Below are 12,253 nucleotides of genomic sequence, written 5' to 3'. Positions count from 1 at the left end.
GGCGATTGGTCCCGGGTTACTGTTCGGGCGAATTGGTGAAGATCAGAATCGATCCGTTGCCGAACACGAAGTCCAGACCGGAGATGATCAACATCATCAACACCACGAAGCCGATGACAACCAAGGTGTAGTTGACCAGCTCACTGCGGGTTGGCGTGACGACTTTCTTCAGCTCGGAAATCATCTGGCGGAAGAAGAGGGCAATGCCTGCGAAGAAGCCTGCTTTCGACGGTTTCTTGTTGTGCCCAGCGCCATGCGAATCGCTCGCAGTCGTTTCGGTCACCGATTCCTCGTTTCAGATTATCCCACTTGAAACAATCACGGTGTGCCGCAGCCGTATCGACCACAACACACCGTGACGTGAATATTCGCCGAGCAACCTTAGATGATTGCCACTGCGCAGGGCAGACAGGACTCGAACCTGCAACCTGCGGTTTTGGAGACCGCTGCGCTACCAATTGCGCCACTACCCTTCGAGCATCAAGCTCGCAGACCATCAAATCCTTCTCGGACTTGGTGATCCAGATGTTTTCCAACACCGAGGATCAAGTCTACGCAAAGAATGTGCCGATTGTCGAACCGGGGGCCCCGTAGGCGTTTTCCAGCCGATATTTGCCCCGTAAACGCCCTGCTAGGTTGGTTGCATGCTCCCCTTGACTGCCAGGCGCCCGCGCCCCGGTTCCGCCACCGCCTTGGTCTTGCTCGTCTTTGCCGGCGGTTCGGTGCTTGATTCCATCCTGCGCGCAACCTCGCGGTATTCACCGGCAACCGGGATGCTGCCGCAGTTGCTGCTCGCCGCCGTACCGATGTTCATCGCCATTGGCGTCTGGATCTGCCTGCGTGGCCAGAAGGGGCTGTCCGGGAGCCTGTTCCTGCAATTGCTGCTGGCCATCGGGGTTGGAGTGCTGACCATGCGCTCGGCGCTTCCGCTGTCCTGGTACCTCGGCATCGGCCTGGTGCTCTGGGCGATGCGTCTGGGCCGGAGCCTGTTGATGTGGGTGGGCACCAGCCTTCTGGTGCTGGCGGGAGGGGCCCAGTTCGGAATGATCGATTTCTCCGGGGTGCTGTTCCTGCCCTTCGCCCTGACCCCTCCGCTGTTCCTCGGTGCCGCGGCCTACTACCAGTGGCACCAGGTGCGCCACAGCCAGCTGGAGACGGACATCGACGCGGAGCAGTCCGCACAGCTGCATCGGAATCGCTACGGCCGCGAGCCGGGCCACTAGGTCCCCAACCCTTCCGGGACCGGTCTGCGCGCCATTCTCGGTGCCGCCGTGGGCCCGGCCGGCGATTGCCTCGGTCCGGCGGAAAAATGCGGCTTCACACTACGACGGCGCGTCAACAAATAATGGTGCCGCCACCGCCGCGACCACTAAGCTTGTTCCATACGCACACCCACACCTCCCTTTCCAGGAAGCGACGACATGCCACGCATTTCCCGACGTATCGGGTCCATCGCAGAATCCGCCACGCTGGCCGTAGACGCCAAGGCCAAGGCACTGAAGGCGGCGGGCCGGCCCGTCATCGGCTTCGGCGCCGGCGAGCCGGACTTCGCCACCCCCGACTACATCGTCGAGGCGGCCGTAGCCGCGGCACGCAACCCCAAGTACCACCGCTACTCCCCCGCCGCCGGCCTGCCCGAGTTGCGTGCGGCCATCGCCGCCAAGACCATGCGCGACTCGGGCTACCAGCTCGATGCCTCGCAGGTCATGGTCACCAACGGCGGCAAGCAGGCCGTGTACAACGCGTTTGCCACGCTGCTGGATCCGGGCGACGAGGTCATCGTGCCTACCCCCTACTGGACCACCTACCCCGAGGCCATCCGCCTGGCCGGCGGTGTCCCGGTCGAGGTGTTCGCGGGCCCGGAGCAGGGTTACAAGGTCACCGTCGACCAGCTCGACGCGGCGGTCACGGACAAGACCAAGGTGCTGCTCTTCGTCTCCCCGTCGAACCCGACCGGTGCGGTGTACTCCCCGGACCAGGTCGCGGAAATCGGCCGCTGGGCCGCCTCCAAGGACCTGTGGGTCATCACCGACGAAATCTACGAGCACCTGACCTACGACGATGCGGTGTTCACCTCGATCGCCACGGCCGCCCCGGAGCTGGGCGACAAGGTCATCGTGCTCAACGGCGTGGCCAAGACCTACGCGATGACCGGCTGGCGCGTGGGATGGATGGCCGGGCCGCTGGACGTCATCAAGGCCGCCACGAACCTGCAGTCGCACGCGACCTCCAACGTCTCGAACATCTCGCAGGTCGCCGCGCTGGCCGCCGTCTCGGGACCGCTGGATGCGGTCGCGCAGATGCGCACCGCCTTCGACCGCCGCCGCAAGGCCATGGTCTCGGCGCTGAACGCCATCGACGGGGTCAACTGCCCGGTCCCCGAGGGCGCGTTCTACGCGTACTCGGACGTGCGCGGGCTGCTGGGCCGCGAGATCCGCGGCGTGGTCCCCACGACGTCGGCGGAACTGGCCGCACTGATCCTGGAACAGGTCGAGGTGGCGGTGGTCCCGGGCGAGGCCTTCGGCCCCTCGGGCTACATCCGCATGTCCTACGCGCTGGGCGACGAGGACCTGGCCGAGGGCGTCGGCCGCCTGGCAACCCTGCTGGGCGAGGCCAAATAGCCGAACCGCCTGCCGAAACGAAGGCCGGTGGCCGGATCCCCTGTGGGGATTCCGGCCGCCGGCCTTCTTGCGTTCGGTGGACCGGGATTATCCCGGGCGCGGGGATTTCAGAGGATCCGGCGGTCCACGGCCCAGCGCGTGAGTTCGTGCCGGTTGGAAAGCTGCAGCTTGCGCAGCACGCTCGAGACGTGGGTCTCGACGGTCTTGACCGAGATGAACAGGTCCTTGGCGACCTCCTTGTAGCTGTAGCCGCGCGCGATCAGGCGCATGACCTCCAGCTCGCGGGCGCTGAGCAGATCCAGGTCCTCGTCGGCGCTGATCGCCGCCTGCGTGCCGAAGGCATCGAGCACGAATCCGGCCAGCCGCGGGGAAAACACCGCGTCGCCGCCCGCCACCCGTGCCACGGCGTCGGAGATCTGCGCCCCGGAGATGGACTTGGTGACGTAGCCGCGGGCCCCGGCACGGATCACCGTGACCACGTCCTCTGCGGCATCAGAGACGCTCAGGGCCAGGAAACGGGTTGCCGTGAACAGCTCGGCGCAGCCGGCCAGCACCTCGGCGCCGCCGCCGCCGCGGCCCCCGGGCAGGTGTACGTCCAGCAGCACCACGTCGGGCCGCTCGGCGTGGATCACGGCAATCGCTTCCTCGACGGTTGCCGCCTCCCCTGCCACCGTGATGCGCGCGTCGAGGTCGGCCTTGAGCCCGGACCTGAAAATGGCGTGGTCATCGACGACGACCACGCGAAGGGTCTCACTCATGTTCTTCTCCCTGGGTGTGTTTCATGGACAGGTGCACCTCGGTGCCGCCTTCCGAACTGCGGATGTCGGCGGATCCGCCGTTGCGGTTCATCCGCCCGATGATTGATTCGCGCACGCCCAGCCGGTCCCCGGCCACCTGCGAGAGCTCGAAGCCCGGCCCGCGGTCGCGGATGAAAACGTCCACGCCGTCGTCGCGGGCCTCGACGTACACCGAGACCTCTCCGCCGGCGTGCTTGGCGGCGTTGACCATGGCCTCGCGGGCCGCCTGCAGCAGCGCGTCGTGCCCGGCCAGGCCGCTGCGGGCCCCCACGACGACCACGTCGATGTGGGCGTCGTGGCTGTCCTCGATGCTGGCAGCCTCCCCGCGGATGGCCTCGGCGATGTCGCCCTCGGCGGCCGGGGCCTCGCGGTAGAGCCATTGGCGCAGTTCGCGTTCCTGGGCACGGGCCAGCCGCATCACCTGGGCGGGGTCGGTGGACCGGCGCTGGATCAGGGCCAGGGTCTGGAGCACCGAGTCGTGCAGGTGCGCGGCGATCTCGGCGCGTTCGTCGGCGCGCACCCGCGAGGAGCGTTCGGTGGTGTAGTCGCGCCAGAAGCGCAGTGCCCAGGGCAGCAGCACCAGGCCCACTCCGCACAGGACCACGGTGCCCACCAGCAACCCGGAGAACAGCGCCGCCCAGGAGACCGTTCCCGAGAGCAGGAAGACCAGGCCCAGCACCACCAGTGCCACCCCTGCCGCCAACCGGGCGACACCGGAGCGGCGGTCGGCCCCCGCACGGCGGATGAGTCCCTCGCGCCCGCTGGCATCGAGCTGCGTCCAGGCGGTCACCGCACCGGCAAGGATGATCACCACCGGCCAGATGATGCCCCAGTCGAGGGCCAGGCCCATCAACTGCGCGGACACCAGGCCCGCCAACGCCAGCAGCGCCGCACCGGCCAGGATCTCGCGGTGGGCACCCTGCCGCGCACTGCGCGGTCCCTCGGCAACCCGGTTCAGCGATTCGGCCAGGGTGGGACGCCGCGGGCCGGCATGAAGCTGTTCCTCGCGGGCCTTGTCCTCGGAGGATGGCATGAAGATCCACAACCAGCCGTAGAGCACGATCCCGGCCCCGCCGGCCAGCACCGCGATGGCCATCAGCACGCGGACGGCCCGCAGCGACAGCCCCAGGTGGGCCGCGACCCCCGCACACACCCCGGCCAGGATGCGTGGTTCCCCGCGGACCAGTGCGGGACGGCTCGGTGCTTGTGTCATGCTTCCATCCAAGCACGATTCGACCCCGCCACGGTGCCGTTCGGGGGTACCCCGGCCAAGGTTCAGGGTTCAATCAGGGCCGACCCCCATGGCGGGGAGGCCCGCGTCGCGAAAGGATTGGAGACATGAACCAAACACCTGTTGAGAATGGATTCTTCCGCTGGGTCCGAGACCTCGGGGTCAACCGCAGCGAACACGCCTGGATCGGCGGCGTGGCGGCCGGGGTCGGCAATCGCTTCGGCATCGACCCGATCCTGGCCCGTGGCATCCTGCTGGTCTTGTGCCTGTTCGGCGGGGTCGGCCTTGCCGCCTACGGCCTGGCCTGGGCCCTGCTGCCCGGACACGACGGGCGGATCCACCTGCAGGAAGCCGCCCGCGGCCGCTGGTCAAGCGGGATGACCGGCGCCGTGCTGTTCTTTGTCGTCGGCAGCATCGGACGGCCCTGGGCCTTCGACTCCTGGAACCGGGGCGGCTGGTGGGGCGGATGGATCGTCCCCGCTGTCGTCGTGGGTCTGGTGCTCTGGCTGGTCTTCTCCCGCCGCCCCGGGGCCCCCGTCTCCCGCCACGGCGGCTCACCCGGGCCCTTCGGCCCGGCCCCCTCCGAACCGATGCCCTTCGGACCTCAACCCGAACCCTCCGTTCCGGGTCCCGAAACGCCGTTCTCCGGCGCCACCCATCCAACCCCCGAAAGCAGGACAACCATGGGGAACAATCCTCCGACGGTCTCCTTCAACACCCCCGGACCTGCTTCCGGGTCGGTAAGCGAGAACACCGGACCGGGCCACACCGGCCCCGCCACCTACGTCCTGGCTCCGCCGGAGCCCCGCGGGCCCAAGACACCGCGCCCGCTTTCGTTGCCCGGGCACCAGGGGGCGATCGTGCTGGGCGTCGCCGCGGTGGTCGGCGGGCTGGTCCTGGGCATGGAGAACCTCGGCTACATCGACCTGGGCCGTTCCACCGCCGCGGTGGCCCTGGCCTCGGCACTGTTGGTGATCGGCATCGGCGTCGTCGGCGCGGCCGCCTCGCGACGCACCGGTGGCGTGCTGGTCGGGCTCGGCATCCCGGTGCTGATCCTGACGCTGGTGGTCGGCGGCGCATCGGTGACCGCCAACAACCACCCGTCCTGGTTCTCGTCCTCCGGCATCACGGAGCACAGCGGGAACAACTACGACATCGCCTTCCACAACGGCAGCCTGGATCTGACCGGATATTCCACGATCACGACTGACACCACCGTGAATGTGGACAACGCGTTCAGCAACATGGAGATCATGGTTCCCGACAACATCCCGGTCATCGTCAACGCCGAGGGCGCCTTCAGCGTCGTGCGGCTGTCGAATGTGAACACGGCGCAACCCGGCAGCAGCAACCGGCTCAACCCCGAGGCCACCGGCCCCACCCTGACCATCGAATTCGACGGCGCGTTCAACACCGTGACCGTCACCCCACAGAAAGCAGCGGTCACGCCATGAGCGAGCACTCCGTCAATGAACACACCGCTTCCGGAACCGAATCCACCAGGTTCCCCGTCGGGACCCTGGTTTTCGGACTCATCCTGATCGTCATCGCGGCCGCCGTGCTGCTCTCGCTGCTGACCGGCATCCAGGTCAACGGAGGGCTGCTGGCCATCGGCGTGCTGGTCTTCGCGGGCCTGGCGATGGTCATCGGCGGGATCGCCGCCAGCCGCAGGCACGACTAGGCCGGCCGCCTCGGAAAAACCCCGGCAGGCTCCACCGCACGAATCCGTGCCAGGCATGAAAGACTTTGACACCATGGACACCTTTTTCAATTCCCTTCGCTCGATCCCGCTGCGCCGCGGCCCCAAGCGACTGGTCGGCGGCATCGCCGGCGGCATCGCCGACAAGTTCGGCTGGGACGTCACCCTGGTGCGCATCGGGGTGCTGCTCAGTTTCCTGCTGCCGGTCTTCGGCATCGGCGCCTACGTGATCGCCTGGCTGCTGATCCCCAACCAGGACGACACGATCGCCCTGCAGAAGCTGATCCGCTCCGTGGGCTGACGCGACCGACCATGCATTGCCCGAGGGGCCATGCCGCCGAGGAGAAACCTCCCCATGCGGCATGGCCCCTTGCGCATCCAAAAGACCCCCGGGGGACGGCGCGCCGGAAAGCTGCAAACACGGCGGCGGCGTCATCCAGGCGGCGCAAGGCCGACGCGGTGTTGGCGATCACAAGTGTTGCTTGGCTACACTTGTTCTCGGCGAGCTCAACGTCGCGCTCCAACACAACGCCCGGACCAAAGTCAGGTCCTTCGTGGGTGATCGAGCACGGACAAGAATTGAGTGAGCATGCGCATCGGGATCATGACCAGCGGCGGGGACTGCCCCGGATTGAACGCCGTCATCCGCGGAGCCGTCCTGAACGGCATCAAGAGCTACGACCATGAATTCGTCGGCTTCCGCGACGGCTGGCGCGGGGTCAAGGACGGGGACGTCATCGACCTTCCCCGCCACGCGGTCCGCGGCATCTCCAAGCAGGGCGGCACCATCTTGGGCACCTCGCGCACCAACGCGTTCGAGGGCGAAAACGGCGGGGCCGCGAACATCGCCGCCACCCTCGAGCGCCTCGGCGTGGACGCGATGATCGCCATCGGCGGGGAAGGCACCCTGGCCGGGGCCAAGCGGCTGACCGACGCCGGGCTGAAGATCGTCGGCGTGCCCAAGACCATCGACAACGACCTGGATGCCACCGACTACACCTTCGGCTTCGACACCGCCAACCAGATCGCCGTGGAGGCCATCGACCGGCTGCGCACCACCGGCGAGTCCCACCACCGCTGCATGATCGCCGAGGTCATGGGGAGGCACGTGGGCTGGCTGGCGCTGCACGCGGGCATGGCCACCGGCGCGCACGCGATCCTGATCCCCGAGCAGTCCACCACCATGGAACAGATCTACGCCTGGGTTTCCGAGGCCCACGACCGCGGGCGCGCCCCGCTGGTCGTCGTGGCCGAGGGCTTCGTCCCCGAGGGCGCCGACGGGGCCTTCTCCGAGCGCGGGCTTGACGCCTTCGGCCGCCCGCGCCTGGGCGGCATCGGCGAGCAGCTGGCCCCCTTCATCGAGGACGCCACCGGCATCGAGACCCGCGCCACGGTGCTCGGGCACATCCAGCGCGGCGGGGTGCCCAGCGCCTTCGACCGCGTGCTGGCCACCCGGCTGGGCATGGCCGCGGTGGATTCGGTGGCCGACCATGCCTGGGGCTCGATGGTCTCGCTGCGCGGCACCAAGATCAACCGGGTGCCGTTCCAGGCGGCACTGAACAACCTCAAGCGCGTCCCGCAGGACCGCTACGACGAGGCACGGATCCTCTTCGGCTGATGCGCCCTTCGGCGGGCCGGGCGCAACGCCGCAGTGTTTTGCACGCCGCCGGCGGCGCCCGGGACCGGCGCACCTGCATTAGGCTCGAAACGTGAATCTTGAATTCGGCACCCGTGCCATCATTGCGCTGTCCTGGGCACGCGAATTTTCCGTGCCCGACTCGGCGCTGCAACCCGACCGACCGCCGGTGGGCCTGTTCGTCCCGTCGCTGGGCAGCGACCGCGTGGAGGTGCTGCACCTGGGCGACCACCAGGTGGTCCGCGCCCCGGCGGAGATCCTGCCGCTGCTGCGCGATGCCGGGGACCAGCGCTTCGTCGATGACCGGGCGCTGCTGGGCCTGCTGCATGCCTCCGGGCTGGCCCCCTCGGTCCGCTCGCTGGGCGTGGACGCACTGACCTACCTGGACGCGCCGTTCGAGATCGTGGACTCGGAGCACATCACGGTCTCCGTCGATGCCGAGGACCTGGCGGAGCTGCGCGAGCACAGCCCGCGCGACGATGCCTCCTCCACCGCGCTGGCCGGCTGGGACCAATGCTTCGTGCTGTTTTCCGACGCCCGGGAGGACCCGGTGGCAGGTGCCGGCTACTGGGCGCCGGGCGGGTTGCTGGCCGACACCACGGTGCTCACGCTGCCGGGGCTGCGCGGCCACGGGCTGGGCAGGTACGCCGCGGCGCTGGCCGTTGACGACGCGTTGTCCGAGGGATTGGTCCCGCAGGCCCGCATCAAGGAGGGGCAGGACGCCGCCAACGCGCTGGCCACCTCGCTGGGATTCGAGATGGTCGGCTCGCTGATGACCCTGAAGCTGCACAACGGGCTCTAGGGCCCGCCGCCGGCACGGCAAGCGTCCCGGAACCCGAAAGCCGCGGGCGAAGATCAAGCGCAGCAGGAGAGCTTGGTGACATCGGTGCTGAACGCCTTGCAGGCGATCCGCAAGCCCTCGGCCATCGTCAGGTACGGGCTCCAGGCAGCAGCGACCTGCCCGGTGGTCATGCCCGCCTCGAGCATGTAGACCCCGGCAGCCGCCAGCTCGCCCGCGTCCCTGGCCACCGCGGCGATGCCCAGGATGCGTCCGGTGTCGAGCTCCGCAACGACCTTGATGAAGCCCCGGGTGTCTCGGTTCACCACGGCACGGGGCACATATTCCAGGGGCAGGACCCGGCAGTCGCAACGGATCCCGGCGGCAACTGCGTCCTTTTCCGTCATCCCCACCGCAGCCAGGGCGGGGCCGGTGAAGGTGACACGGGGCAGGAACCGGTAATCGATCTCTTTCGAGGCCCCGGTGAACGCGTTCTCCACGGCCAGTGCACCGTGGGCGGCCGCGACGTACACGAACTCCCGGTGCCCCGTTACATCCCCTGCGGCCCAGATCCGCGGGTTGGAGGTGGCAAGGCAGGAATCGACCACGACTTGGCCGGAGCCACCGGTCTTCACCCCCACGGCGTCCAGGCCCAGCCCCTCGGTGACGGGCCGGCGTCCGGTGGCCACCAGCAACCGGGCGGCCTTGAACGTTTCCTTGCCGCCGGCCACCGTCGCGGAAACGCTGAGCATTCCGCTGGCGTCATCGCGCTGAACGGAATCCAGCACGGCACGGCGGATGACCCGGATTCCTTCATCGGCAAACACCCCGGCCAACGCCTTGGAGGCTTCGGGTTCCTCATGTGAGGCCAACCGGGAACGGACCAGCATGGTCACCTTGGAGCCCAGCCGGGAGAAAAGCTGCGCCATTTCCAGGGCAACATATCCGCCGCCCACCACCAGCAGGGAGTCGGGCAGCTCGTCCAGTTCCATCGCCGTGGTCGAGGTCAGGTAGCCGGAATCCTCGAGCCCGGGAACCGGCGGGATCCAGGGGGCGGAGCCGGTGGCCACCAGGTAGTGCCCGGCCTCGATCGTCCTGGCCGTGCCCTCCGTCGAGGTGACCCGCAGCAGCGGTGCCTGCGGCGTCCCGGTGAACGACGCATCGCCCTGGGCCATTTCCCAGCCGTAGTCGGCCGCCAGGTCAATGTACTTCTCGGTGCGCATGCCTTCGACAAGCGCTGCCTTCCCGCCGATCAGTGCCGGCATGTCGACCGGGCCCGCGGCGGCCGCGATCCCGGGGAATCGGACCGAATCCAACGCCACGTGGCGGGCCTCGGCGGCAGCAAGCAGCGCCTTGGACGGCACGCACCCGGTGTTTACGCAGGTCCCGCCCACGGTGCCGCGCTCCACCATCAGCACTCGCTTGCCCAGGCCAACGGCCCGGATCGCGGCAGCAAACGCCCCTCCACCGGATCCAACAATCGCCAAATCGAAGTGTTCGTTTGCCGTTCCAGCGTCCTCTTTCCCTGTGATCCAACTACTTCCGGCTCTACCTTGCATCTTCCTGCACGTGCCGGTGCCTGCCAAACATGGTGTGCCGCGGACCGAACCGGGAGCAGCCATCGTGCCCCGCCCACTGGATCCAGCTTCGCGCTTCGCCCATGGCCTGCCACGGCACATTCGGCGCGCGGCTGGCACGGGAAAGCGGACGCAGGGACTGGCTTTCACGTCGCTGGATTCCTCACGCGTGATCGAAAGGCCGATTCATTCCGCTGCGCCAGCAACCCAGCCCGGTGCGCGGCGGGGCATGTCCCGCGACTGCGCCGTGTTCGGCCTGGGCCAACTGGAATTGCTCTGCCACGGGGCGGGGCAATTCATTGATGTGCCAGGAGGTGGGTGGCCGGATGCCGGTGCCATGCGGTGGCAGGAGGCATTCCTCGGATTGCCGTCCGCCACCCGCGCCGATCCCCCCTTGCCGACCGGGCCATTGGCGTTGCCCCCCGCTCGCGCTGCCTGAACCACTGGGCCCGCACCACGGATACGGCAGTGCAGGAAGGCCGGTGTTTTCAGCCCAGGAAACGAAGCTGGCGGGGCACAAATGTCTCGCTCATCCGCCCCAGCCCCCAGGTGCGTCCAGCACCTGTGGCAGGCAGGACCCACAGGGCCGCAATGTAGATAATGTGGTCGTCGATGACCGGGTTGTTGGCCAGGGGCAGCGAGCTCAGCCACATCAGGCCCATCATCATGGTCCCACCGATGGCTGCCGCACGGAGCGCGACGCCCAGCACCAAAGCGGCGCCAACGGCCAGCATGCCAAACATGAATGCCGCATCGACCCATCCCTGCCCAGCCAGCGCTGAGAAGCCCGGGGCGAGTGCCCCTTCGAGGTTGCCCAGGTAGCCGGTGGTCGGCGACCCGCCGGCGAGCCAGGCCCGTTCGGGCTTGGTGGAAAAGCCCAGCCCGAAGGTCTTGTCCAGGAAGGCCCACAAGAACACCGCTCCAAGCAGGATTCGAAGGATGGCCAGCGCTTTCGCCGGTGCTACGGGTAGCCGGGTGGCGGCCGGAGCGGGGTGCGCGTGGAGGTTGGAAGTGGCAGTCGCCATAGGAAAACACCTTTCTAGGTTTGGTGAGGCTTACCTTATTCACGAGCCTTGGCAGCGCATGGAACGTGCGTCGGTTTATGACGCGGGCCGGACTTTTGCGCCCCGCAAGCACCCGGGCCCCGCAACCACCCACCGCACCGGCCCCGAAACCCCAACGCTCCACGCAAGCAAATCCGCCAAACCCCCGGACTGGACCCGGTGGCCTCGATGCGCGGCGCAGCCGCCACGGACACACTCGGCCTGGCACCGGAACGGTGTCCTGCCGGGGCACCGCCGCCCGGAAATTCTACGTCCCGGTTTGCCCGCGGGACACCGCCAGGACCCCGTCGCCGGCCGCATCCACCCAGCGCACCGCACCCCGGGCATCGGCCGGTGCCAGCACGGCCAGGCCCGCGGCATAGCCACCCAGCGGGGCGGCAAGTTCGCGGAAGATCGCGCCGCCGCCTTGCCCGGCGGCACCGGCCTTGAACATCGCCTCGCGCCGCACCCACGCCATGCCGTGGCCGGGTTCCGGGAGGTCGGCGAGCCTCTGCACGTCCACCCCGAGCGGCCCGTTGGTGCCCAACGCCACCAGCACCAAAAGTCCGGAGTGGCTCACCGAAACCCAGGGAACCGCCTGCCCGGTGCGCAGGATCCGCGGCGGCCCGTGGGGCGCCCCGCATTCGGGGCAGCCGCGCTCCACCACGACATCCGCCGGGTCGATGCCCAGCCGGGCGCCGGCGGCAACGCGCAGCAGCGCGGCCGCGACCATGGACCGGCCGCGGTCGGCGGGGCGCTGCAGCGATTCCAGCCGGGAGCGCTCGGTGGCGTCGAGCATTTCCGCCAGCCGCGCATCGGCAGCGGCCAGCGTCGACCACCATATTTCCACCATCTTGCATTACCTCTCGTT

The 12,253-nt window shown here is 68.4% G+C and carries 13 protein-coding genes and 1 tRNA gene; 7 read left to right on the top strand and 7 right to left on the bottom strand.

What is annotated here, in order from left to right; genetic code table 11:
• Window positions 1-16: 16 nt before the first annotated feature.
• Window positions 17-283, bottom strand: a complete 267-nt coding sequence (secE, locus tag JOF46_RS09470; RefSeq protein ID WP_071212919.1) for a preprotein translocase subunit SecE — start codon at window positions 281-283, stop codon at window positions 17-19.
• A 117-nt stretch (window positions 284-400) separates the two neighbouring features.
• Window positions 401-473 (bottom strand) — tRNA-Trp (locus tag JOF46_RS09465).
• 171 nt (window positions 474-644) lie between these two features.
• Between JOF46_RS09465 and JOF46_RS09460 the strand changes: the two genes are divergently transcribed.
• A complete protein-coding gene (locus JOF46_RS09460) occupies window positions 645-1,223 on the top strand; it encodes a hypothetical protein (protein WP_209907090.1) in 579 nt (192 codons plus the stop codon).
• A 198-nt stretch (window positions 1,224-1,421) separates the two neighbouring features.
• Entirely contained in the window at window positions 1,422-2,621 is a 1,200-nt protein-coding gene (locus tag JOF46_RS09455; RefSeq protein WP_209907089.1) for a pyridoxal phosphate-dependent aminotransferase, read from the top strand.
• Between the two features lie 107 nt (window positions 2,622-2,728).
• Here the strand turns inward: JOF46_RS09455 and JOF46_RS09450 are convergent, their stop codons facing one another.
• Window positions 2,729-3,379 (bottom strand): LuxR C-terminal-related transcriptional regulator, encoded by a 651-nt coding sequence (locus tag JOF46_RS09450; protein WP_209907088.1) that lies wholly within the window; start codon window positions 3,377-3,379, stop codon window positions 2,729-2,731.
• Window positions 3,372-4,631 (bottom strand): ATP-binding protein, encoded by a 1,260-nt coding sequence (locus tag JOF46_RS09445; protein WP_209907087.1) that lies wholly within the window; start codon window positions 4,629-4,631, stop codon window positions 3,372-3,374. Before JOF46_RS09445 ends, JOF46_RS09450 begins: the two co-directional genes overlap by 8 nt.
• Before the next feature lie 125 nt (window positions 4,632-4,756).
• Here JOF46_RS09445 and JOF46_RS09440 point away from each other — a divergent pair, with 125 nt between their 5' ends.
• The 5 genes from JOF46_RS09440 (at window position 4,757) to JOF46_RS09420 (ending at window position 8,786) form a co-directional block, all read left to right on the top strand.
• Entirely contained in the window at window positions 4,757-6,103 is a 1,347-nt protein-coding gene (locus JOF46_RS09440; RefSeq protein ID WP_209907086.1) for a PspC domain-containing protein, read from the top strand.
• Window positions 6,100-6,330, top strand: a complete 231-nt coding sequence (locus JOF46_RS09435; protein ID WP_209907085.1) for a hypothetical protein — start codon at window positions 6,100-6,102, stop codon at window positions 6,328-6,330. The genes JOF46_RS09440 and JOF46_RS09435 overlap by 4 nt, the downstream gene beginning before the upstream one ends.
• 73 nt (window positions 6,331-6,403) lie before the next feature.
• Window positions 6,404-6,649 carry a PspC domain-containing protein gene (locus tag JOF46_RS09430; protein ID WP_209907084.1) on the top strand — a complete coding sequence of 82 codons (246 nt, stop codon included), beginning with the start codon at window positions 6,404-6,406 and terminating at the stop codon, window positions 6,647-6,649.
• A 288-nt stretch (window positions 6,650-6,937) separates the two neighbouring features.
• On the top strand, window positions 6,938-7,966 hold the full coding sequence (locus JOF46_RS09425; protein WP_209911781.1) for a 6-phosphofructokinase: 1,029 nt from the start codon (window positions 6,938-6,940) through the stop codon (window positions 7,964-7,966).
• 91 nt (window positions 7,967-8,057) lie between these two features.
• The gene (locus JOF46_RS09420; RefSeq protein ID WP_209907083.1) at window positions 8,058-8,786 is read left to right on the top strand and encodes a GNAT family N-acetyltransferase; all 729 of its coding nucleotides are present in this window, start codon (window positions 8,058-8,060) and stop codon (window positions 8,784-8,786) included.
• 53 nt (window positions 8,787-8,839) lie between these two features.
• Here the strand turns inward: JOF46_RS09420 and merA are convergent, their stop codons facing one another.
• From merA to JOF46_RS09405, 3 genes are all read right to left on the bottom strand, one after another.
• Window positions 8,840-10,321, bottom strand: a complete 1,482-nt coding sequence (gene merA, locus JOF46_RS09415) for a mercury(II) reductase (RefSeq protein WP_209907082.1) — start codon at window positions 10,319-10,321, stop codon at window positions 8,840-8,842.
• Window positions 10,322-10,827: 506 nt separating this feature from the next.
• Complete coding sequence (locus tag JOF46_RS09410; protein WP_209907081.1) at window positions 10,828-11,364, bottom strand: hypothetical protein; 537 nt, start codon at window positions 11,362-11,364, stop codon at window positions 10,828-10,830.
• A gap of 286 nt (window positions 11,365-11,650) precedes the next feature.
• Complete coding sequence (locus JOF46_RS09405) at window positions 11,651-12,235, bottom strand: 4'-phosphopantetheinyl transferase family protein (protein ID WP_209907080.1); 585 nt, start codon at window positions 12,233-12,235, stop codon at window positions 11,651-11,653.
• Between the last annotated feature and the right edge of the window lie 18 nt (window positions 12,236-12,253).

This window comes from Paeniglutamicibacter psychrophenolicus (genome assembly GCF_017876575.1).
Classification (GTDB): Bacteria; Actinomycetota; Actinomycetes; order Actinomycetales; family Micrococcaceae; genus Paeniglutamicibacter; species Paeniglutamicibacter psychrophenolicus.
The sequence above is the reverse complement of the archived record's forward strand: the minus strand, read 5'-3'. Positions and strand labels throughout refer to the sequence as shown.

Excerpts from the sequence above, each read along its gene's own strand:
- JOF46_RS09435 (WP_209907085.1), top strand. The coding sequence starts at position 6,100 with ATGAGCGAGCACTCCGTCAATGAACACACCGCTTCCGGAACCGAATCC.
- merA (WP_209907082.1), bottom strand. The coding sequence starts at position 10,321 with ATGCAAGGTAGAGCCGGAAGTAGTTGGATCACAGGGAAAGAGGACGCT.
- JOF46_RS09455 (WP_209907089.1), top strand. The coding sequence starts at position 1,422 with ATGCCACGCATTTCCCGACGTATCGGGTCCATCGCAGAATCCGCCACG.
- JOF46_RS09405 (WP_209907080.1), bottom strand. The coding sequence starts at position 12,235 with ATGGTGGAAATATGGTGGTCGACGCTGGCCGCTGCCGATGCGCGGCTG.
- JOF46_RS09430 (WP_209907084.1), top strand. The coding sequence starts at position 6,404 with ATGGACACCTTTTTCAATTCCCTTCGCTCGATCCCGCTGCGCCGCGGC.
- JOF46_RS09425 (WP_209911781.1), top strand. The coding sequence starts at position 6,938 with ATGCGCATCGGGATCATGACCAGCGGCGGGGACTGCCCCGGATTGAAC.
- JOF46_RS09410 (WP_209907081.1), bottom strand. The coding sequence starts at position 11,364 with ATGGCGACTGCCACTTCCAACCTCCACGCGCACCCCGCTCCGGCCGCC.
- JOF46_RS09445 (WP_209907087.1), bottom strand. The coding sequence starts at position 4,631 with ATGACACAAGCACCGAGCCGTCCCGCACTGGTCCGCGGGGAACCACGC.
- JOF46_RS09460 (WP_209907090.1), top strand. The coding sequence starts at position 645 with ATGCTCCCCTTGACTGCCAGGCGCCCGCGCCCCGGTTCCGCCACCGCC.
- JOF46_RS09450 (WP_209907088.1), bottom strand. The coding sequence starts at position 3,379 with ATGAGTGAGACCCTTCGCGTGGTCGTCGTCGATGACCACGCCATTTTC.
- JOF46_RS09440 (WP_209907086.1), top strand. The coding sequence starts at position 4,757 with ATGAACCAAACACCTGTTGAGAATGGATTCTTCCGCTGGGTCCGAGAC.